This is a genomic window from Novosphingobium sp. BAM6 (assembly GCF_057784955.1).
Map to the genome: position 1 here is coordinate 1 of NZ_JBYNTR010000019.1, position 20088 is coordinate 20088.

Annotated in this window: 22 protein-coding genes; 15 read left to right on the forward strand and 7 right to left on the reverse strand. The window is 60.4% G+C overall.

The features are described 5' to 3' along the window. The first annotated feature begins 637 nt into the window (after nucleotides 1–637). The gene (locus AC3EC3_RS19135) at nucleotides 638–2170 is read left to right on the forward strand and encodes an FAD-dependent monooxygenase (protein ID WP_488491177.1); all 1533 of its coding nucleotides are present in this window, start codon (nucleotides 638–640) and stop codon (nucleotides 2168–2170) included. Nucleotides 2171–2306: 136 nt separating this feature from the next. Here the strand turns inward: AC3EC3_RS19135 and AC3EC3_RS19140 are convergent, their stop codons facing one another. After that, entirely contained in the window at nucleotides 2307–3473 is a 1167-nt protein-coding gene (locus AC3EC3_RS19140; RefSeq protein ID WP_488491178.1) for an MFS transporter, read from the reverse strand. A gap of 77 nt (nucleotides 3474–3550) precedes the next feature. Here AC3EC3_RS19140 and AC3EC3_RS19145 point away from each other — a divergent pair, with 77 nt between their 5' ends. The 4 genes from AC3EC3_RS19145 (at nucleotide 3551) to AC3EC3_RS19160 (ending at nucleotide 7311) form a co-directional block, all read left to right on the forward strand. Continuing rightward, complete coding sequence (locus AC3EC3_RS19145) at nucleotides 3551–4159, forward strand: TetR/AcrR family transcriptional regulator (RefSeq protein WP_488491179.1); 609 nt, start codon at nucleotides 3551–3553, stop codon at nucleotides 4157–4159. 296 nt (nucleotides 4160–4455) lie between these two features. After that, nucleotides 4456–5043, forward strand: coding sequence for a Pr6Pr family membrane protein (locus AC3EC3_RS19150; protein ID WP_488491180.1), 588 nt, complete (start codon nucleotides 4456–4458; stop codon nucleotides 5041–5043). A 427-nt stretch (nucleotides 5044–5470) separates the two neighbouring features. Continuing rightward, the gene (locus AC3EC3_RS19155) at nucleotides 5471–6508 is read left to right on the forward strand and encodes a hypothetical protein (protein ID WP_488491181.1); all 1038 of its coding nucleotides are present in this window, start codon (nucleotides 5471–5473) and stop codon (nucleotides 6506–6508) included. 317 nt (nucleotides 6509–6825) lie between these two features. Continuing rightward, nucleotides 6826–7311 carry a toll/interleukin-1 receptor domain-containing protein gene (locus tag AC3EC3_RS19160; RefSeq protein WP_488491182.1) on the forward strand — a complete coding sequence of 162 codons (486 nt, stop codon included), beginning with the start codon at nucleotides 6826–6828 and terminating at the stop codon, nucleotides 7309–7311. Between the two features lie 167 nt (nucleotides 7312–7478). Here AC3EC3_RS19160 and AC3EC3_RS19165 read toward each other — a convergent pair whose 3' ends face one another. Then, nucleotides 7479–7826 (reverse strand): winged helix-turn-helix transcriptional regulator, encoded by a 348-nt coding sequence (locus AC3EC3_RS19165; RefSeq protein ID WP_488491183.1) that lies wholly within the window; start codon nucleotides 7824–7826, stop codon nucleotides 7479–7481. A gap of 101 nt (nucleotides 7827–7927) precedes the next feature. On the opposite strand from AC3EC3_RS19165, the gene AC3EC3_RS19170 reads away from it, so the two are divergent. Then, nucleotides 7928–8953, forward strand: a complete 1026-nt coding sequence (locus AC3EC3_RS19170) for a zinc-binding alcohol dehydrogenase family protein (RefSeq protein ID WP_488491184.1) — start codon at nucleotides 7928–7930, stop codon at nucleotides 8951–8953. After that, nucleotides 8946–9257: a putative quinol monooxygenase gene (locus AC3EC3_RS19175; RefSeq protein WP_488491185.1), complete on the forward strand. Its 312-nt coding sequence runs from the start codon at nucleotides 8946–8948 to the stop codon at nucleotides 9255–9257. Before AC3EC3_RS19170 ends, AC3EC3_RS19175 begins: the two co-directional genes overlap by 8 nt. A 9-nt stretch (nucleotides 9258–9266) precedes the next feature. Here AC3EC3_RS19175 and AC3EC3_RS19180 read toward each other — a convergent pair whose 3' ends face one another. After that, nucleotides 9267–10208 carry a GlxA family transcriptional regulator gene (locus AC3EC3_RS19180; protein ID WP_488491186.1) on the reverse strand — a complete coding sequence of 314 codons (942 nt, stop codon included), beginning with the start codon at nucleotides 10206–10208 and terminating at the stop codon, nucleotides 9267–9269. A gap of 117 nt (nucleotides 10209–10325) precedes the next feature. On the opposite strand from AC3EC3_RS19180, the gene AC3EC3_RS19185 reads away from it, so the two are divergent. The 8 genes from AC3EC3_RS19185 (at nucleotide 10326) to nhaA (ending at nucleotide 17520) form a co-directional block, all read left to right on the forward strand. Further along, nucleotides 10326–11129: an SDR family NAD(P)-dependent oxidoreductase gene (locus tag AC3EC3_RS19185; RefSeq protein WP_488491187.1), complete on the forward strand. Its 804-nt coding sequence runs from the start codon at nucleotides 10326–10328 to the stop codon at nucleotides 11127–11129. A 21-nt stretch (nucleotides 11130–11150) separates the two neighbouring features. Beyond that, complete coding sequence (locus AC3EC3_RS19190; protein ID WP_488491188.1) at nucleotides 11151–11702, forward strand: carboxymuconolactone decarboxylase family protein; 552 nt, start codon at nucleotides 11151–11153, stop codon at nucleotides 11700–11702. 29 nt (nucleotides 11703–11731) lie between these two features. Beyond that, nucleotides 11732–12496 carry an SDR family oxidoreductase gene (locus tag AC3EC3_RS19195; protein ID WP_488491189.1) on the forward strand — a complete coding sequence of 255 codons (765 nt, stop codon included), beginning with the start codon at nucleotides 11732–11734 and terminating at the stop codon, nucleotides 12494–12496. Between the two features lie 301 nt (nucleotides 12497–12797). After that, a complete protein-coding gene (locus AC3EC3_RS19200; protein ID WP_488491190.1) occupies nucleotides 12798–14789 on the forward strand; it encodes an SLC13 family permease in 1992 nt (663 codons plus the stop codon). A 191-nt stretch (nucleotides 14790–14980) separates the two neighbouring features. Then, nucleotides 14981–15187, forward strand: a complete 207-nt coding sequence (locus AC3EC3_RS19205; protein ID WP_488491191.1) for a cold-shock protein — start codon at nucleotides 14981–14983, stop codon at nucleotides 15185–15187. A gap of 65 nt (nucleotides 15188–15252) precedes the next feature. Then, nucleotides 15253–15420, forward strand: a complete 168-nt coding sequence (locus AC3EC3_RS19210) for a hypothetical protein (RefSeq protein WP_488491192.1) — start codon at nucleotides 15253–15255, stop codon at nucleotides 15418–15420. 434 nt (nucleotides 15421–15854) lie between these two features. Continuing rightward, on the forward strand, nucleotides 15855–16091 hold the full coding sequence (locus AC3EC3_RS19215; protein ID WP_488491193.1) for a hypothetical protein: 237 nt from the start codon (nucleotides 15855–15857) through the stop codon (nucleotides 16089–16091). Nucleotides 16092–16212: 121 nt separating this feature from the next. Then, nucleotides 16213–17520 (forward strand): Na+/H+ antiporter NhaA, encoded by a 1308-nt coding sequence (gene nhaA / locus AC3EC3_RS19220; RefSeq protein ID WP_488491197.1) that lies wholly within the window; start codon nucleotides 16213–16215, stop codon nucleotides 17518–17520. Here nhaA and AC3EC3_RS19225 read toward each other — a convergent pair. From AC3EC3_RS19225 to AC3EC3_RS19240, 4 genes are all read right to left on the reverse strand, one after another. After that, nucleotides 17445–18323, reverse strand: coding sequence for a transglutaminase family protein (locus AC3EC3_RS19225; RefSeq protein ID WP_488491194.1), 879 nt, complete (start codon nucleotides 18321–18323; stop codon nucleotides 17445–17447). The two genes, nhaA and AC3EC3_RS19225, sit on opposite strands and share 76 nt — an antisense overlap. 6 nt (nucleotides 18324–18329) lie before the next feature. Continuing rightward, nucleotides 18330–18596, reverse strand: a complete 267-nt coding sequence (locus tag AC3EC3_RS19230; protein WP_488491195.1) for a hypothetical protein — start codon at nucleotides 18594–18596, stop codon at nucleotides 18330–18332. Between the two features lie 131 nt (nucleotides 18597–18727). Then, complete coding sequence (locus tag AC3EC3_RS19235) at nucleotides 18728–18904, reverse strand: hypothetical protein (protein WP_488491196.1); 177 nt, start codon at nucleotides 18902–18904, stop codon at nucleotides 18728–18730. An 11-nt stretch (nucleotides 18905–18915) separates the two neighbouring features. Beyond that, on the reverse strand, nucleotides 18916–20085 hold the full coding sequence (locus tag AC3EC3_RS19240) for a glycoside hydrolase family 130 protein (RefSeq protein ID WP_488491198.1): 1170 nt from the start codon (nucleotides 20083–20085) through the stop codon (nucleotides 18916–18918). Between the last annotated feature and the right edge of the window lie 3 nt (nucleotides 20086–20088).

Here is a 20088-nt window from a genome sequence, read left to right on the forward strand (position 1 = left end):
TCGGCATTTTCGAGGATTGCTCAGCGTTCACTCACGTTACGGCCTGTACGCTCGCACGATCACCTACGTGACCGTTATCCGGGGGCTTCAGACATTTCGTCACCTCCATGCCTGCCCCGGTTGCTTCCGGCTGGAGCATCGCCGGGTGGGCCTCTCACCCACTAGAAAGTGCCGCCTTTGCACGGCGCACACCCTTTTCGGTCATTCAGTCGCTGAATTTCCGTGCCTAGGTGCGGTCCGTCCGCTTACCCATCCTTGACACCCGAGCTTGACCGATGGGCAAAGGTACAGTTCGTAGCCGAGAATTGAGGAAAGCTGACGCTCGCATGGGTCGGCTCCGGACCAAGTACGGTCGCTACTCGGGCAGCTCACAAATCCCGAACACGGCCTTTGATCGTCTGATGTCATGGACAGATTGTTGAAAGCTGGTTGCCGAGGCGCTATGCTAAGCGGGTCGGAAAAGGTAGACTTGGTTTGGTAAGCCCAAGTCCTTTCGGTAACGAAGGCTCTGGTCTTTGGCCTCGTGGTCGAGATCCCCACGACGAACATGGAATGCCTGCCCGGGCACTCCAAGGTTCGTCCGTGTGGTGCTCGGGTTCGGGAAACGCTCCGGTCGAACAGCGACCAAGGAGCGTCTATGCCTATTCTCGATACCACTTTTCATGACGTGATCATTGCCGGCGCAGGCCCGGTCGGCCTCTTCCTGGCCTGCGAACTGCGGCTGGCCGGTGTCTCCGTGCTGGTCCTCGAACGGGCCGAGAATCCGGATACAGCACTGAAGAGCTTGCCGTTCGGTCTGCGCGGCCTTTCCGTGCCCACTATCGAAAGTCTCGATCGGCGCGATCTGCTTGACGATTTGGTGGCCCAGGCGGCAGGCAAAAAGATACCCGCTACCGCACACTGGAGGCAGCAGGAACGCTCTCCCGGCGGTCACTTCGCCGGGATTCAGTTCTTTCACGATCAGATCGATCCTGCGCGGTGGGCCTATCGCCTGCCCGGACCCGTCGGCAGCATCGCGGCCGATATGGCGAGTATCGAGGCCATGTTCACCCGGCGTGCAGAGATGCTGGGCGCCACGATCCTTCGCGGCTGCAGCTTTGAAGCCTTTGAGGAATCGGGTGCAAGCGTCATCGTCCATGCTGGGGGCGAGGTGTTAGAAGGACATTGGCTCGTCGGTTGCGACGGCGGACGCAGCGCCGTGCGCAAAGCAGCGGGGATCGGCTTTACGGGCACCGATCCGGAGTTCACCGGCTATTCGGCGCAAGTCGTGCTGGCCGACCCGAAGGCACTGAAGCCCGGCCGCCAGTATACTCCCGCTGGCATGTATACGTACGCGGCGCCCGACACGATCGCGATGGTCGATTTCGACGGCTGCGCCTTTCACCGCATCGAACCGAGCCGCGATCATATCGAAGCCGTGCTGCGCAAGGTTTCCGGTGTCGATGTCTCGGTCACCGCACTCGAGGTTGCAACCACATGGACGGATAGGGCCTATCAGGCGAACGCGTATCGACGAGGCAGAGTTCTGCTGGCGGGCGATGCCGCGCATGTCCATTCGCCATTGGGCGGTCAGGGGCTGAACCTCGGTCTTGGCGACGCAATGAACCTGGGCTGGAAGCTTGCCGCCACGATCCGGGGGGATGCGCCCGAGGATTTGCTCGATACGTATGCTAGCGAACGGCAGCCGATAGGGGCGCAGATCCTTGACTGGTCGCGGGCACAGGTTGCACTCATGCGCCCGAGCGCGAGTTCGCGGGCGCTGCAAGCAATCGTGAGGGATCTTGTCGCAACCGGCGATGGGGCCAGCTATTTTGCAGAACGTGCCTGGGGTGTAGGGCTTCGCTACGATTTGGGCGACCTCCATCCCCTCGTTGGCAGAAGTACGCCAGATTTCGAGCTATCCGATGGTAGCAGGGTCAACGAGCATTTACGAAGCGGACGTGGTCTGCTGCTGGATTTTGGCGCGAGAGCCTCGTTGCAGGCGCTTTCCAACCGTTGGGCTGACCGTATCACCTATGTCAGCGCGACAACCCGCGAAAGCCTCGGCACTGATGTGGCGCTCATTCGACCTGACGGCGTGATTGCATGGGCATGCGAGCGCCTGCCCTCTCTTGATGAAGTCGAGACGGTAACGATTCGTTGGTTTGGCCAACCCAAAAGTCGTGCGTAGCTGCCGTCAACACTCGTCACCGGGTCTCTTAAGGGCGCCTCCCTTCTTACGAAGAACGGGGGGCGCCTGGCGATCAAACCACGCCGTTCAGATTTCGAGCCGCATTTGTTGTTTCGTGGCGATACCCACCGTTCGGCTATGACCGCGCGAAGCGAGTCAATCCAAAGCCTGCTGCAGCGAAGGCGATCATTGCGGCGCAGGCGAAGGCCGCGCCTGTTCCACCGGGCACATATTCGAGCGGCGAGGCAAGAAACTGTCCAAGGAAGATCGCAATTGAGAGGTTGGCGAGAGAACGGCCGCGCAAGTGGGCCGGACTGCGCTCGACCGTCATGTGGTTCGCCAGTGGCACAGAAAGACCGAAGCCCGCGCCAAGCAGAATGCCCCCGGCGACAAAAAGCGGGAGCCCCGGCGCCAGCGCGAACAGGATATGCGCCAAGCCGTAGCACAAGAAGGCGATGACCAGAGTGATCCGCTCACCCAGCCGCCCTGCAACCTTCGGCATGATCCCGGCGAAGCACACCGCCACCAGGGAAGCGCCGGACAGAAAATAGCCTGTCTCCGCCTCCGACAGCCCGGCGATCCGGGAAAGGCTGAAAGGCAGCATGATGATGGCCGCAAAAAAGGTGATCATCGAGCCGAACGCCGCGACTAGCACCGGTCCCATCGTGCCTGCTCCTATCTCGGCACGGATGTCTTGCTCAGGCCCTTGCTCCGGCATGGTCCTGGGTATGAAGACGAGCGCCATGGCGAGGAAAACGAAGGCCATCGCGTAAAGAAGAAATGGTGCGGCCCAGCCGAACCGGGTCAGATACCCGCCAATCGACAGGAAAATCACCCCGCCTAGCTCGATCGCCATGCCTTGCCGCGCGATCATCGCGAGCCGCTGTTCGCCACTGAAGAAGCCGGAAATCAGCATCGTGCCGCTAGCCATCACCAATGCCGTCGCACCGCCAAGGAGCAGACGATCGGTGAATATCGCGGCCGGGCCATGCAGCGCGACAGCAGCAAGACCAAGAACACCATAAAGAATGAGACCCAGACATAGCGCGCGATAGGCACCGATCCGATCAATCAATCGTCCCGCGATCGGGCCGAAGAGCACCACGCCCAGCGACGGCAGGGTGACGAGCCAACTCGCGGCACGCCCCACGCCGAGGGCAGGCGCGATGCTGGGAAGACCGGGTACGATGACGCACCCGACCATGATCGTGAGACAAGCAACCGCGAGGAGGACGAAGGTGCCGACTGGGCTGAGGTGTCGTGCGTTTCCGTTCTCGGCGTGGGTGAAAGTTTCTGCGGACACGGTTCGCCTTTCGACTCAATTATGATACTATGGTCTTGTATATATATCGAGACTGCGGTCTCGCAATGAGGCATGCGATGGATTTCGACGAGAAAGTGCGTTCACCGGGCCGCCCCCGGAACGAGGGGACCGAAAGCCGCGTGCTGGAGGTGGTTCGCGCTCTCGTGATCCGTCAGGGCTATCCATCCGTAACAATGGCCGAGATCGCCAAGGCTGCGGGCGTCGCCAAGCAGACCCTATACCGCCGATGGCCGAGCAAGGCGGAGGTCGTTCTAGAGGCATTTCTCGACAGCGCCGCCGAAGCGGACGAACTCGTCTACGACGGCCTAGCCCCCACGCTGAGCCGGTTCCTGATCAAGCTCTTCGGGCATCTGGAACGAGACGGCGGAGCGATACGCAGCCTGATCGCTTCCGCACAGGCCGACTCACAATTCCTGCAGCAATTTCGCGAGCACTTCGTGAAGCCAAGGGAAGCAGCGTTGGCAGCAATATTGTCGGAGGCCCTTGCGACCCAGGAACTGCCGGCGGACATCGATACAGGACCGCTGAGCGATATGATCCATGGCGCATTCTGGTATCGCTTGCTACTCGGCGAGCCGCTCGATCGCTCCTATGCAGAGCGCCTGAGCGCGGTGATTGTGAGTGGCCGCATCGGGGTTAAGCATCCGGTTGCGCCAACGATTTGAACTGGGTCGTTACCCCTCGTTGGGATGAGCTCAAGCGAACGTCAACTTCGCCCTAGGCCTTGCCTGTCACAGCCGACCCTTAGGAGACGGTAAGCCGCCAATTTTGCGTTCCCAGCTGAGTACCGGCAGCATTTGCCACTCTGGCTGCCTTGGACTGGCTGATTGCGGCCTGACGGCTGTCGGATCGTGGCAAAGGGAATTTGCCATCTATGTGTGAGGCGATGATGCCAGTATCCTTCAACTGATTTAGGCGCCTTGTTTGTTGGGGTTGGAAAATGTCAGAACCGCATAGCCCTATGCGACCTGCCGCCTTCACCGTCGCGGCAACGACGTGGACAGGGCTGGGCGTCCAACTCGTTGCAAGCGTTGGACTGGCCGGATCGGTCCCCGAAGCGCTCTGGACGATGCTTCTCTACTTCACGGTCATCACCAACATCTTGGTCGCGATACTATTCTCGGCGCTGGCAATTGGTTGGCATGCCTCTTCCCGTCTCGTCGACGGAGTAACGCTCGCCATCATGCTCGTCGGAGCAGTCTATCACACCTTGTTGCGTGGATTGCTGTACTTGAGTGGCGGCGCGGCTTTGGCGGATTTCCTATTGCACACCGTGACACCGGTCATCGTCCCGATCTGGTGGATAGATTTCGCACCTAGGGGCGGACTGGATCGACGCGATCCACTCAGATGGGCGATCTTCCCCCTCGGCTATTTTGGCTATGGTCTGGCGCGCGGCGCTATGGACGGTCGCTATCCATACCCCTTCATGAACCTCGCCGTACTCGGCTGGCCGCACACACTGTTAAACGCGGCAGCAATAGCGAGCGGGTTTGTCGTGGCAGGCTACGTGCTGTTGAAGATGGACAAGGTGTTGTCGCGATCTTGATGAACCTCACAGCTGTGGTGGACCAGCGGAAGTCGGCTTCAGAAAATCCGAATACGCCCGGCCCGCCGTCAGCATAGGGCGCCTGGCGGCCACTCGCTCGTCGGCACGACTAGGGCCTTCTGCGCCCGACCCTTGCCGGTCGTTCAGCAGCCAATTTCACGGCTCCCAGGTGCGGACCGGCAGCTTCCCCATTCTGGATGACCCGGACGGGCCATATGCTGGCTAACCCCTCATGGGCGCGCGAGGCGGAAAGCAGCTGATCATCAGGTGCCACGATAGCTCGGTTTTGCCTCCTCTCACTGGTAAAAGTTGTAAGCAGCGAGCTAAGCCCCCGTTGCCATTTTTGTTGCATTATATAACAAGTTAGCTCTTGAACGCGACCTTGTGTGCCGGATATGTTCCGTAAAGAACTGGGAGGGTTGAGCGGATGCCGTCACGTTTTCCTTGGAAAGGTAACTATCAGAAGGTCCCGCCGAATGTCCGAGCATTGGTCGATGCCATCGACGGTGATTTGATCGCGGTTGCAGCGACGAAGAAAATATCCCGGGATGATATCGCCGCAGGCCTGTATGCTCATGTTGGCTTGCGGATTGAGAACGGCGAAGTTGCTACATCTGGCACGGTTTTGCCTCCCGCTGACGCCGGTAAATGGTCGGAACGAAATGCTTTAGGTTGGGATCGCAAGCGCCAAGACTGGCCTATGGTTCAAAAGACATGGACTTTTGAGTCACCGAATTTTGGTGATGGCTCACGCAATGGGTGGACGATGCGTTCTTGGACAAAGGACGTTTATCAACACCAGATTTTTGAACCGCAGGGAATGACAGTGGAGTCAAGCGTTCTTGAAGATCGCGGCGGCAACGCGGTCGTGGTGAAGTTCGCTCTGTCTCCGATGCTGGAACGGGGAATGCCTGAGTTCGACCTGATGCTACTTTGGTCGATCAACGTGCTCCAAGAAAACACCGGGGTCACCGGCGCTTTCGCGAGCAACGCGAGCAGAGATGAGTACGCTGCCACAGTCACACTCGACTGGCAGATATTCCCGCCTGGTACGGCTGATGAGGTTGTGGCGCGGCTAGTGGGATCGGCGCGCCCAGCGAACGCACCAGATTTCGAGAAGCACGTGCGAGAGCGGGTACGACTGTTCGAGGAGTTCCGGCCGAAGGCTTACATCCGCGGCCAAGGTGGATTCGGGTCTTATTTCGGAGCTCAGTTTGCCGACGATTTAGTCGTGTTCGAGAACTTGAAGTATGGCAACGCCGTTTATCTGCTCTACCAGGATTGGAGCGAGATATCTCAACGATCGCGTCTTGACCTTCTCCGCGACCAAGATGCTCACTTCGACCGGGTCATGCATACGGAGGGGTGGCAAGCACGACTGACTGCTCTGCTTCACGATAAGCTGTTCGAGCGCGGATTGCGAAGGCGACGGAACGGCTATCGGCCAAAGCGTCGCGGCCGATAATGATTAGAAGCACCGATCTGGATGCAAATCCATATCGGACGGTTAGCTTCGTGTAACCACCTCTGCGCAGACCCATATCAATCAGAAGAGGGGAAGTTCGCATGGCCAGATGTACTGCACCGTCTAGAGGACACCGTTCAGCGGCAGCGGCAGCAGATTGTCCTGCCTGTGGTGGTCGGTCGAGAGGTTACGGTGGATACGGCGGTTACAGCGGCTACGTAGGCCACGGAGGCTATAGCCCTAACCCGTCCCCCTCTTCATCGGGTGGCACCGGGCCGCGCAGTTCAAGGCCGCGCTGGTCCCCGTCGGGATCCGGCGTGTGGTACACGCCCGAAGAGGTACGGGCGCTAACGCCCGTTCGAGAAGAGATCGAAAGTCTCGCCGTTGCGCAGCCTGACCTTCGAGACGTTTTCCTGTGCCACGCTTGGGATGATCGTCAGGGAGCAGCGAAAGACCTTCATGACATGCTTGAAGCGCGCGGCGTTCGGGTATGGTTTAGCGAGAAAGACCTCGGCCTTGGAGTGCCGATGATGCGGGCGATCGACAAGGGCTTGGTGAACTCTCGTGTTGGGATCGTGCTGGTGACACCCGCTATGCTACGCCGGCTTCCGGCAGAAGGTATCGCTGACAAGGAGCTTTCCGCTCTGCTGCGGCGGGAGCGCCTTGTTCCAGTCGTGCATGGGACGACCTATGAGGAGCTTGAAAAGGTTAGCCTTCTGCTCGCATCTCGGGCTGGACTAAGCACCTCCGAAGAGTCAATGGCGACGGTTGCCACTAAGATCGCTGAACTGGTCGCAGCTTAGCCTGATTGGATAAATGTTCGTGCGCCTTTCGGAAGCGAAAAGGCAGTACTGAATTGCGGAATGGGCGCGTAGCTGTCCCTTCCGGCCTCGACCCTTTGTCGCCATTCAGCCGTAAATTTTAGATTCCTGGGTGCGGACGGTCCGCTTGGCGACACGAGAAGAGGGATTTAGCGGCGAGCGAACAGGTCCATATTTGCATCGCCCCATGTCTTTAGCGCCTCGATGATCGGCGTCAGCGTGCGACCGCGGTCGGAAAGGCGGTACTCCACCCGGGGCGGGACCTGAACGAATATCTCGCGCTCGATCAGTCCATCGGCTTCGAGTTCGCGCAGCTGGTTCGTGAGCATGCGCTGCGTAACGGTCCCGCTACGCCGCCGCAGTTCATTGAACCGGACAGGTCCATCCTGAAGGTGATAGAGGATCACGGCCTTCCACTTGCCGTCGATCAGACTGATGGCAGCCTCCACGGCGCAACCGGGCGTGCAATCGAGGCGGGAATGGCGGGGCTTCGACAAAGACGGTATCCTTTTCGACACTATGGGCGGCTTTTGTGCGTATGGCGCGCAGGGCCACCGACCTTAGATGGGGAGGACAACTGCAAAAGGAAGCATCTCCCATGCGCGCCATCGCCTATCATCACCCCGGTTCGATCGACCGGCCCGACGCTCTTCTCGATCTGGAACTGCCATGCCCTCAGCCGACCGGTCGTGACCTGTTGGTTGCAGTTCAGGCAGTGTCGGTCAATCCGGTGGACACCAAGGTCCGCGCTGGCGTCGCTCCCTTCGACGGCCGCGAGGAACGCATATTGGGCTGGGACGCGGCCGGCATCGTCAAGGCTATCGGGCCGGACGTCACCCGCTTCAAGGTCGGCGATCCGGTCTTCTACGCAGGTGATATCACGCGGGATGGCAGCAATGCCGAATACCAGCTGGTCGACGAGCGCATCGTCGGCCATGCGCCCTCCACTTTTTCCGTCGCCGAAGCGGCTGCCCTGCCTTTGACGGCCATCACCGCGTGGGAAACCTTGTTCGACCGCCTCCGCGTGCAGGATCGGACGGAGCATAGCCCCGGGGCCATCCTGATCATCGGCGGCGCAGGCGGTGTCGGATCGATCGCGATCCAGATCGCGCGGGCCCGTACCGACCTCTCTATCATCGCCACCGCATCGCGCCCGGAAACTGCCGATTGGGTGCGCAGCCTGGGCGCCGATCATGTCATCGACCACAGCCGGCCGATGGCACCGCAGGTCGCGGCTCTCGGACTTGATGCGCCGCGTTTCGTCTTTTCGACGACCCACACCGATCGCCACCTTGCCGACATTGCCGAACTGATCGCGCCGCAGGGCCGCTTGGCCTTGATCGACGATCCGGCCACCCTGGACATCGTCGGTTTCAAGCGCAAGGCGGTGTCGGTCCATTGGGAACTGATGTTCACCCGGTCGCTGTTCGGCACGGCGGACATGGGGGAACAGGGCAAGCTCCTCGACGAGGTCGCAATGCTGGCGGACCGGGGCGAGATCCGCACCACGCTGACGCAAACGCTGTCGCCGATCAACGCCGCCAACCTGATCGCCGCGCATCGCCAGATCGAAACCGCCACCACGCGCGGCAAGATCGTGCTGGAGGATTGGGGCGATGACTGAAGCTGACAGCGGCGCCGTGGTCCATCTGGTCGCGCGCCTCGTCCCCCGAGCGGGCAAGGCGGGCGAGCTTGCCGAAGTGATCGCGGACCTGTTGCCGCAGGTCCGCGCAGAACCCGGCTGCATCGCCTACCTTGCGCATGAAAGCCGCGACGAACAGGGTGTCATCGTTATGATCGAGGCCTGGTCGGACCAGGCCGCGCTGGACGCCCATGCCGCTGCGCCAGCGTTCACCAGCCTTGCTGCCCGGTTCGACTCTCTGTTGGCCAATCCGCCGACGATGGAACGGCTGATGCGCCTCGACTGACCACCCGCCTCAGGCGGTGCGCATCATCCGGCGCAGCGCCTGGGGCGGTTGCCCGTAATTGCGCATGAACACCTCGCGCATACGGCGCAGGTCGATGAAACCCACCTCGCGCGCCACCGCCTCCAGGCTGTGGCGCGTATCTTCCAGCAGCAGCCGGGCGGCCTCCAGCCGTAGCTGCTCCACCGCCTTGGCCGGCGACTGACCGGTCTCGGCGCGGAACGCCCGGCTGAACTGACGGGGCGACAGTGCCGCCACTTCGGCAAGTTCCTCTACCGTCAGCGGATTGTCCAGATGGCTGCGGGCGTGGACAAGGGCTTTCTGAATGCGGTCGCTACTGGGCGCCAGGTCCAGCATCTCCGAATGCTGCGACTGCCCGCCGGCCCGGCGATGATGCATCACCAGTCGCCGTGCGACCGATCGCGCGACGTCATGCCCGAGATCCTTCTCGACCATTGCCACTACTACATCCAGCCCGGCCGTCAGCCCCGCTGATGTCCAAACCTTGCCTTCATTAATGAAGATGCGATCGTCCTCCACCCGGACGCCGGGGAAGCCGTCGCGCATCAGCCTTGCATAAGCCCAGTGCGTCGTCGCGCGCCGACCATCGAGCAGTCCCATCTGCGCAAGCAGGAAAGCGCCGGTGCACAAGCCCGCGACCCGCCTCGCCGGCTCGGCCGCTGCATGGAGCTCCGCCAGCGTCGATGCCGCCTGAAGCGGCGGCGGCATCAGCCCGGCCATCAGCAGCAAGGTATCAACGGTTCCGGCGTCGCGAAGCGGCTCGGTCGGCACGGCAAAGCCGCTGGACGATGCGACTGGCCCGCCCTCAACCGAATAGATGCCCAGCGTGTAGAAGGGTTCTTCCACCACGACATTGGCCAGTTCGAACGCGGCTTGCGCTCCGAGCGCCAGAAACTGGAAGCCCGGCGTCAGCACCATCGCGACGTGCGGCATTGCTTCACCTCCATATGTCCTAAATCATGTCATTATACGTCATTTCGGCCATTGTCCATCCGGCCCATAAAGCGGGTGTCGGAAGTCACCGACCGCTTCTTGAAAAAGGAACTATCAATGACCTTGGGAACCGCACTCATTACCGGCGCATCCAGCGGGATCGGCGCCATCTACGCCGATCGTCTGGCCCGCCGAGGTCACGACCTGATCCTGGTCGCTCGCAATCAAGAGAAGCTGCAGAAGCTCGCTTCTCGCCTGTCCGACGAAACCGGGCGTTCCGTAGAGGTGATCGCCGCCGATCTGGGCAATGCCGAAGACCTTGCCTCGGTCGAAGCCGTGCTGCGCCGCGACGCCAGCATCACCCTGCTCGTCAACAATGCGGGAATCGGCACGCACACCAGCCTGCTGGAGAGCGATGTGGACCGCATGGAAGCGATGATCCGCCTCAACGTCACGGCGCCCGTGCGGCTCACCTATGCCGCTGTACCAGGCTTCGTGGCACGTGGCCGGGGCGCGATCATTAACATCGCCTCGATCGTCGCCATCGCCCCGGAGGTGCTGAACGGCGTCTACGGCGGTTCCAAGGCTTTCGTCCAGGCCTTCAGCCTCTCGCTGCACAAGGAACTGGTGGACAAGGGTATCCGCATCCAGTCGGTCCTGCCCGGCGCCACCGCAACCGACTTCTGGGAAGCCGGCGGTCTGCCCATCGAGAATCTGCCCGGCGAGATCGTGATGCGCGCCGAGGACATGGTGGATGCCGCACTGGTCGGGTTCGACCGGGGTGAAACCAGCACGATCCCCGCCCTTTCCGACATCGCCCTGTGGGACGCATACGAAGCCGCCCGCGCCGCCCTTGGCCCGCACTTGTCCGCCAGCGCCCCTGCCGCCCGCTTCGGCCTTGCCGACCGCGTTGCCGCCTGAACTCGAAAAAGGAACACCATCATGTCGACCATAGCGCCTCTTGCCGATGCCGATGCCGCGCCCGATACCGCTGCGATCTTCCGCGAGGCGAAGGCCCGCATGGGCAAGGTGCCCAATCTCCTGCGCGTCATGGCCCAGGCCCCTGCGGTCCTCGGCGTCTATTGGGACGGGCGCGCTGCGCTTGCCGAAGGCACGCTCCCTGCCAGGGTTCAGGAACAGATCGCCATCGCCGTCGCCGCGGCCAACGGATGCGACTATTGCCTGGCCGCCCACACCGGTGCCGGGCGGGCGGCGGGGCTGTCCGCCACCGACCTTGCCGATGCGCAGCTCGGCCGGGCCAGCGATGGCCACGCAGCGGCAGTCCTGACGTTTGCGCTTGCCGTCAATGCCGATCATGGCCGCGCTGGCTCGCTCGCCCTGGAGCAGGCTCGCGCCTCGGGCCTGGCAGACGCCGAGATACTGGAAACGATCGCCCATGTCGCGATCAGCATCCTCACCAACAGCATCAACAACCTCGTCGGCACCACCCTCGACTTCCCGCGCGTCGCCCGCGTCGAAGCAGCCGCTGCCTGACCCGGCTCACGAACAGAAGGACCAGAATCATGAAACTCACCGGCAACACCATCTTCATCACCGGCGGCACCAGCGGCATCGGTCGCGCACTCGCCCAGGCGCTGCACCAGCGCGGCAACCAGGTGATCATCTCCGGCCGCCGCCGCGCGCTGCTCGACGAGGTAACCGCCGCAAATCCCGGCATGGTGGCGATCGAGCTCGACATCACCGACCCCGCCAGCATCGCGCAAGCTGCCGAAACGATCCGGCGCGACTTCCCGGAAACCAACGTGTTGCTGAACAACGCCGGCATGATGCCGTTCGATGATGCGGCAGCGCAAATCGACGACGCCATGGCGCAGGGGCTTCTCACCACCAATCTGCTCGGGCCGATCCGCATGACCTCCGCGCTGATTGAGCATCTCAAGACCAAGCCGGACGCGACGATCCTTTACACCAGCAGCGTCCTCGCCTTCGTGCCGCTCGCAACCAACGCCATCTACTCGGCAACGAAGGCAGCACTGCATTCCTACGCCCTGTCGCAGCGCTTCCAGCTCCGCAACACCGCTGTCCGGGTCCAGGAAATCGCCCCGCCCTGGGTCGATACGGATCTCATCTACAAGAGCGGCGATCCTCGGGCGATGCCGCTCGATGAATTTATCGAACAGACCTTGGTCGCGCTGGCCAGCGATGATCCAGAGATCCTGGTCGATGCTGTAAAGCCGCTGCGCGACAATCCAGGAGCGCAGGAACATGCGCTGGTCACCGCCTTCAACCAGAGCGTAGCGGACAATCCTATCCCAGTCACAGCTTGATGCGCGCAAGCGGGGTCATCGCTGGCCCCGCTTCTTGCGTCGACCCTTCTGAGACGCTCACGGGCCGTCTTCGGCCTCCAGTTAGCCGTCATGTCCTGACTGCGCTCAGGTCCACCGATCATGTCGGCTTTCGCCGCCATAGCCGCCGTTCAAGGCTGAAGCTGAGGCCTTCAAAACTTGCCTTACGTTCATCGATTAATGGGTGCGCCTGATTGACTGATCTCGGCCGCGATTTACCGAAGACACAGTTGCTCGCATATTTTGCCCGCCGCTAATGTCGAAGCGTGCTAGCCCGTGCCACATGTCAACGAAGTCCACAGCACAGCACGTCAGCGAATTTCTCGACGAATGGCCGGCTACGACGGTGATGGTGCAGGAACGCGTCGGCCGTGGCGACAGTGCGTTCCTACAGGTTCCCGTTGATATTCAAGCAGGGAGAGTTTTTTTGATTGCTCCGTCCCCACATGCGATCGGAGCGATGTTGATCGCGGTAACGGCGTTCTGGTTTTTTGCGAGCGGCCGTGTCCGGATAGAGATTGTCCCGCTCGTTCTGATCGCCGTGCTCGCGATTAGCGCCTATTTTTTTCCGATCGAGCATGACGGATCCTACACCGGGCTGGAAATTGCCTTTGGCGGATTTGGCCATGAAGCGCTGATCGCCATTTGCGCCCTGATGATCCTCGGGCGCGGGCTGGTTGTTACGGGTGCACTTGAACCGGCAGGACGTTTGCTCACGCGTCTGTGGAAGTTCAGCAGATTGCTGGGTCTTCTGTTCTCGCTCGTGGTCGGTGGCCTGATGAGCATGTTCGTGAACGATACGCCGGTACTGGTCCTGACCATGCCAATCATGATCAACCTGGCCATCCGCGCCGGCATACCCGCATCGAAAACGCTGATGCCGATGAATTGCGCCATTCTCATCGGCGGAATGGCAACCACGATCGGAACCTCCACCAATCTGCTGGTGGTTTCCATCGCAGAGGATCTTGGCCTGCCCAGGTTTGGCATATTCCATTTTACCGATGTGGCGCTTCTCGCCGCCCTGGTTGCGCTGCCATACCTCTGGCTTGTCATGCCGCGTCTGCTCCCTGCCCACAGTGCGAGTGACGAGCAGTTGACCCGTCGATTTCGGTCCACGCTCTTCCCACGGGAATCCTCGCCTGCAATCGGCCAATCCCTGCAGGCTCTGCGCAAAAGGTTCGATGGGGCGCTTGAAGTGGTCGGGGCTGTCCGCAAGGGCAGCTTGCAGACCGATCCTCGATTCATTGTAGAATTTGGCGATGCCATAGAGGTCGAGGGCACAAGTGCCGAGTTGCAGGAACTCAGTTCGGCGATGAAAATGCCTCTCGTGCGCCCGGCAATGATGGAGACCGTCGAGACCTTTGCCGGAGACAAGAGTGAAGGCCAGGTGATGGCGGAGCTCGTCATCGGAGCGGATTCCTCGCTCATCGGGCAGACTATAAGATCAGCACAAGTCATCGACCGATATGGCGTTGCAGTCATGCGGCTTCATCACCCGGAACAAGCATTTTTCCCTGGCAGGTCCAGGGCCGATGCTGAACGCCTGGAAGTTGGCGATGTGCTGTGGGTACAGGGCGGCAGCGCTGCGTTGGAGCAAATCCAGATAAGCGAAGGCACAATGATGCTTGAGGGCGCAGCGGAAATTCCGCGTACGGCGAAGGCTGGCCTTGCCTTGCTGATATTTGCGGGAGTTGTCCTGCTTGCGGCGCTGCATCTTGTCCCCATTGCAATCGCGGCCCTTGCGGGATCGATCGTCATGCTGGCGACGGGGTGCGTGAAGTTCGATCGGTTGGGTCAGGCCTTGAGCGCCAAGGTTATCGTGCTTGTCGCTGCCAGCATCGCGCTTGGCCGGGCATTACTGGAAACGGGCGCAGCGGAGTGGCTCGGCAGTTCGCTTGCGCTTGGGATGCAGGGCTTTCCAGGAGCGGTAGTCCTGGCGATCATGATGGCCTTTGCGACATTGCTCACCAATTTCTCGTCAAACACAGCGGCTGCAGCGGTAGGCACGCCCATCGCGGTGAGCTTGGCCGAAAAGCTTGCCATACCGGCGGAGCCACTGGTTCTCGCCGTGCTGTTCGGTTGCAACCTGTGTTATGCCACTCCCATCGCCTACCAGACAAACATCCTGATCATGAGCGCGGGCGGGTATCATTTCCGGGATTATGTGCGCGCCGAGCTGCCCCTTGTCCTAATTGATGATTTGCACGCTTTCGGTGTTGCTGGTCTGGAAATACCAACTTTGAGAAATATGGCCCATTCGAGCCCTTCGTAGGAGAAGGCGCCCCATCGTCTCAATATTCTCACTCCGACCTTGTTTTTTGCGGCGGCGCACTCCATTTCACAATAGCTACCTGTCGCGAACGACGGTGACTGGCGTAGCCGAAACGCCTCTTTCCTTCTTTTACGCCTTTAGCTGCGGATGCAGCCAATCAGGGCTCTCCCAGAGCGGAAGGAATGCGCGTGATGACCCAGCACGGGAAGGTCAGCCACTACCACGATACAACTGGCACGGGCTTCATTGCACCCGAGAAGGGCGGCGGCCCCTTGCCTTTCAGGTGGGCCGATCTCCAGGACAAAGCTCAATTGCCGAAGCAGAATGACCGCTACGGGTACAATACGCAATCTGACCATGATGGCGAAATTTGCGCCGTGAACCTGAAGAAGGCCTGATCAGAAGTAAACTCGCCCGGCGGGAAATCCCCCATTGGGTGGCTCCAACCAGGAAGGGAGCAGTGATGGATCTCAATCAGCTTTACGCCAACCATCAACGTGCCCTCGTCAATGCGCGGCGGTCGGAGGGGCCCGAAGATCGGCAGATCTACTTCGATCTGGTGGAATATTATGCGAAGCGCATCGGCCAATATCGGCATGACGCCGGCCTCCCGCGATATCATTGGAAATGAGAGGCGTCGGGCGATGAAAGAGCAATTTCCCGGTTTTCCCTTCGATGCGGAACCTCCGGCGGAGCTCGTCGAGAGACGCGCCGCACTTACCTTTCAGGAACGTGAGATCTCTGCGCTGGAACGGATTTCCGATCAGCTTGCCTTGTTGAAGGACATGTTTGCCCTTTGTCGCGAGCAAGATCCCCCGGCAGTGACATCTACGTCAAGCCGACCACAAGGATTTCGGGAAGGTGCGGTCGAAAGAAACGCGCGCAGTCCGCACGAGCCGGAGATCCCAGCCGGGATCACAGCGAGTACCGTGACGAACTACCGGGTCGGTCCTTACAATTATACGGACCTCGAGCTCGCAAAGGCTGAATTGGAGCGCCAGCGATCTGCCCGATAGGCCAGCTTCAGTGACAGTCTCCGCACCAGGAACGAAAAAGGAAACGAAAATGGAAGCCGAAGCAACCGAGCTGGAGCGCAGAGTACTCGCGCATGCCAGGATTCTTCAGTCGTTGATCTGCTTTCCTGCAGAGAGCCAGCCCGAAATTCTCGAGCGCTTGAAGTCAGCCTTCGGCTCCGGCCATAACGTCGGGGAATACGAGCAAGACTACAGTTCAACCGAACAATATGGCGACATGTTCGTCAGGATGATCGAAAAGGAAATTGCTCGCGGTGCGCCTCACTGATCGCGCCCTCCGATTTTGACCTTCCGACGAGGCATGGAACATTATCGATAAGAACAGGAACCAGGGTCTTCCGATCGAAGTCGCCGATCGCGTAACCAGGCCATTTGCGCGCTTCCTCAAGATTGAGGCTGCGGCAGGGGGACTGTTACTCCTTTGCGCCATGGTCGCACTGGTGTTGGCCAACTCGCCCTTGTCCGCCCCTTTCCTGAACTTCTGGAAGATGCCGATAGGCCTTCAGGTGGGGCAGCTGGATTTCACCCGCTCGTTGCACCATTGGATCAACGATGCCTTGATGACCTTGTTTTTTTTCATCGTCTCGCTCGAACTCAAGCGGGAATTCGCTCTGGGCGAGCTCCGCAATCCGCGAGCCGCGGCCTTGCCCTTCCTGGCCGCGCTCGGCGGCATGACGGTTCCCGTCTCCATCTATCTCGTCCTCATGAACGGGCAGCCCGGTGTACACGGCTGGGGAACCGTGATGGCGACCGATACGGCCTTTGTAATCGGCGGCCTTGCGCTGTTTGGATCATCCATACCTGCGCAGTTGCGGATATTTCTGGTTTCTCTGGCGATCTTCGATGACGTTGGCGCCATATCCGTCGTTGCGGTCGCATATGGTGAGACACTGAACTTCGGTGCGCTTGGCCTGGCAATGCTTGGTCTTGGCGTTGTGGCGATTTCCGCTCGCATAGGAATCAGGAGCATCCCGGTCTATTTTGTGCTCGGCGGTGGCATCTGGCTATGCTTCGATGCCTCCGGTCTTCATGCGACAATTGCCGGCGTAATTCTCGGCTTGATGACCCCCGCCCGCGCGTGGGTTGGGGATGAGCGTCTACGTTCCATCATGAGTAAATTGACGGCCTACCCAACTGGCGAGCATTGGAGCGGCGACACATCGGAACGCCATGATCTGAGGGAAACCGGGCGTGCGATCGAGGAATCGCTCTCTCCCCTGGAACGCCTGGAAATGATGCTGCACCCTTGGGTCGGGTTTGCGGTCATGCCTATTTTTGCACTGGCCAACGCCGGTGTGGCATTTTCGGGAGCCGATCTGGACCAGCGGGTCTCCACTGCCATCTTCGCGGGCCTGGTGGTCGGCAAACCGACAGGTGTCCTGCTGTTCGCATGGTTGGCGGTGCGCTTCCGTGTCGCAACACTCGGTAACAGGCTCGACTGGATATTGCTGGTGGCCGGAGCCTTTCTGACGGGAATCGGCTTCACGATGTCCATCTTCATTTCGAACCTGGCTTTTAGTTCGGCATTGCTGCCGGCTGCCAAGCTGGGAGTTTTCCTGGGGTCGGCGACATCCGCGATAATCGGGTTGCTGATCCTGCTCTGGTGGACATCGAGACGAAATCAGGAGCAATCGTCCGAAGAGGCGACGGAGACCTCGACGTTCATCGCATCCACCAGTCGAGACAAGCCCACATAAGTTCCGGCGACCGGAATCGTTTGCCCGATTTCGCGGGCTACTGCCACAGGCACGAGATTGGCCCCGCCAACACTGCGATTGGTTGGATCGAAGGGTATCCAGCCGGCGCCCGGCACAAAAACTTCTGCCCAGGCGTGGGTCGCCCCGCCCCCCGAAGTGCCGTCCAGAATTTGATCCGGATTGTGGAGATAGCCGGAAATGATCCTCGCCCCGAAGCCGAGGCTTCTGGCCGCTTCGACAAACAGCACAGCAAAATCCCGGCACGAGCCCCAGCCGCGGTTCAAGGTTTGCTCTGGCGACTGAGTACCCTCATCCTCGCGCGACCGGTATGCGATCCACCCGGTCACGCCAGCGCTCAGATCCTTGAGCATGGCCAGTGTATCGGTCGGATTGCCACCAACGAACGCTTGCGCCCAATCGCGTAATCTACCGCCCGGATCAGGATAGCTCTGCACGGTCAGGGCACCGAGGTCGGTCCATTCGTCGTCGGCGTAGCGGAAGGGGTAGGAAATTGCGGACGCCGCTATATCGAACACGGGCCATGCCACCGCTTCAAGCTGCACGCGCGCGGAGCTTTCGATGACGAGCTCGTCGGTCAGCCCCGCGAAGACGGCTGTCGCGACAGCATTCCCGAAGACGTCATGCGCCCAGGATACCTGAGCTTGCGGACGGATATTGAGATCGAATGTCTTGAGACGGACCTCGCAGCTTTCGCGCGGCCGAAGCATAAGCCGATGCGGCCCGAGCTCAACCGGCACCTGATATCGGTAGCTCGTGCGATGCCTGATGAGCAGGTCTTCCATGAGCCTCTAAATGTCCGCGAAACCGCGATCCGGATTCTCACTGAAACTTCGTATGTCGCGGTCGTCGCTCCGCTGCCGCTGCACTTCCATCAATTCGGCGATCGCGCGTGTGCGGCGCTTTCGAGCTTCCCGCTGCTCTGCAGCCGTCGCTTCATGCCCCCAGGCGATTGCAGCTCTCAGAGCCACAATTCGGACGTTTTCGAGCGGCTCGCTCTGGGCGCGTTCCCATTGAATGGCTTCCTGTGCACGGCACTGGTCGGATGTAAGTTCCATTGGTAGTCCTTTCCTGGACGGTGAGCATGGATCGGACTCAATTGTTCATGGCAAGTCTGGCGCCGGGTGCCCCGGCCGCTTGCACGACAATTGGCCAGCCCGGCTTTCCATCAGAAGTTCCAGGCAGTGCCTCAGAATGCGATCTCTCTTCGCTTCGCCTCGGCAAGCGCATCGGCGAGCTTCGAATAGCGATAAGGCCCAACCAGATAGATCACATCGGACACGCGCGTGATGCCGTATCGCTGCATTGCTTCCAGTTCGGCATCGCTTGCGTTCTCAGTCGGGAGTGCTGTCGGATTGCCGGTCATATTTATTCCTTTTAAGATTTCAGAAGTTCGAGCAGCGCTGCAGTCTCAACGGTTGCGAAGGTCGAAAAGGTGTCGGAGATGGCATAGGGAAGCACGATTCTGCCCTCCAGTTGCATGGCGCCGCAGGTGTACACGACGTTCGGCACATAGCCTTCGCGTTCGGATGCCGCCGGCTGGATGAGTGGTTGGCGGGATCGTCCAATGACCTTGGAGGGATCGTCCTTATCCAGCAGCACGGCGCCGATCGAATAGTGTCTGACCGGGCCGACACCGTGCGTGAAGAGCAACCATCCCTCGGCCAGTTCGATAGGCGAACCGCAATTGCCGATCTGGATAAACTCCCACGCATGCGCTGGCTGGAGGATAGGCTGGCCAAGACCCCATTCATGCAGATTGTCGGAATAGATAAGGTAGAGATTTTCGTTGTCGTGGCGCGCTATCATCGCGTAACGTCCGCCAATCTTCCGAGGGAATAGCGCCATTCCTTTGTTGCGTGCGCCTACACCTTTGAGCGGTGCCATGCGGAATGAAACGAAGTCCTCCGTTTCAAGTAACTCAGACCTGATGGCCTGGCCGCTATAGGCGGTGTAGGTCGCATAATATGTGGTCTTGCCGTCGTGCTCGAACGCAACGAAGCGCGCATCCTCGATACCATTTGCCTGATGCTCTGTGATGGGAAAGATCACCCGCTCGGTAATCTCGCTGGCGGGATCGAAGGCGAGCTCCACCCGATCACCAACTCGCGCGGTAATTTCGGGAACACTCGCAAGGCGCTCCGGGGCATCGATCGTAACGGTACCATCAGTAGCGACATTGCCGGTCCGGAAGGTCAGCGACGAGATGTGGCCTTCGCCCACTGCCCTTGCGCTCAGGATGAACCGGCCTCCCGTGGTGCCGAACTGGTCTGGATGCGGAACAATGCTTGGGTTGAACAGGGCGGCTGCCTCGAAGCTGTATTCATTGAGGAAATAGGCGCCGATCAACTGATGCCGCGCTTCTGATAGCGATGGGTCGCAGGCAAATGCGCCGGACATTTCTGTCGCTCGCCGATCGAAGATGTCGCGCAGGTTCCGGTGTCTGCCTTTGAAGTTCGCGAGCGTTGCCGCCAGCAAGGTTTTGACGCCTGTTTCATCGAGGGCGAGAATTCGCTCGAAGATGCGGCAAGCTCGCGACTTGTCGATCCG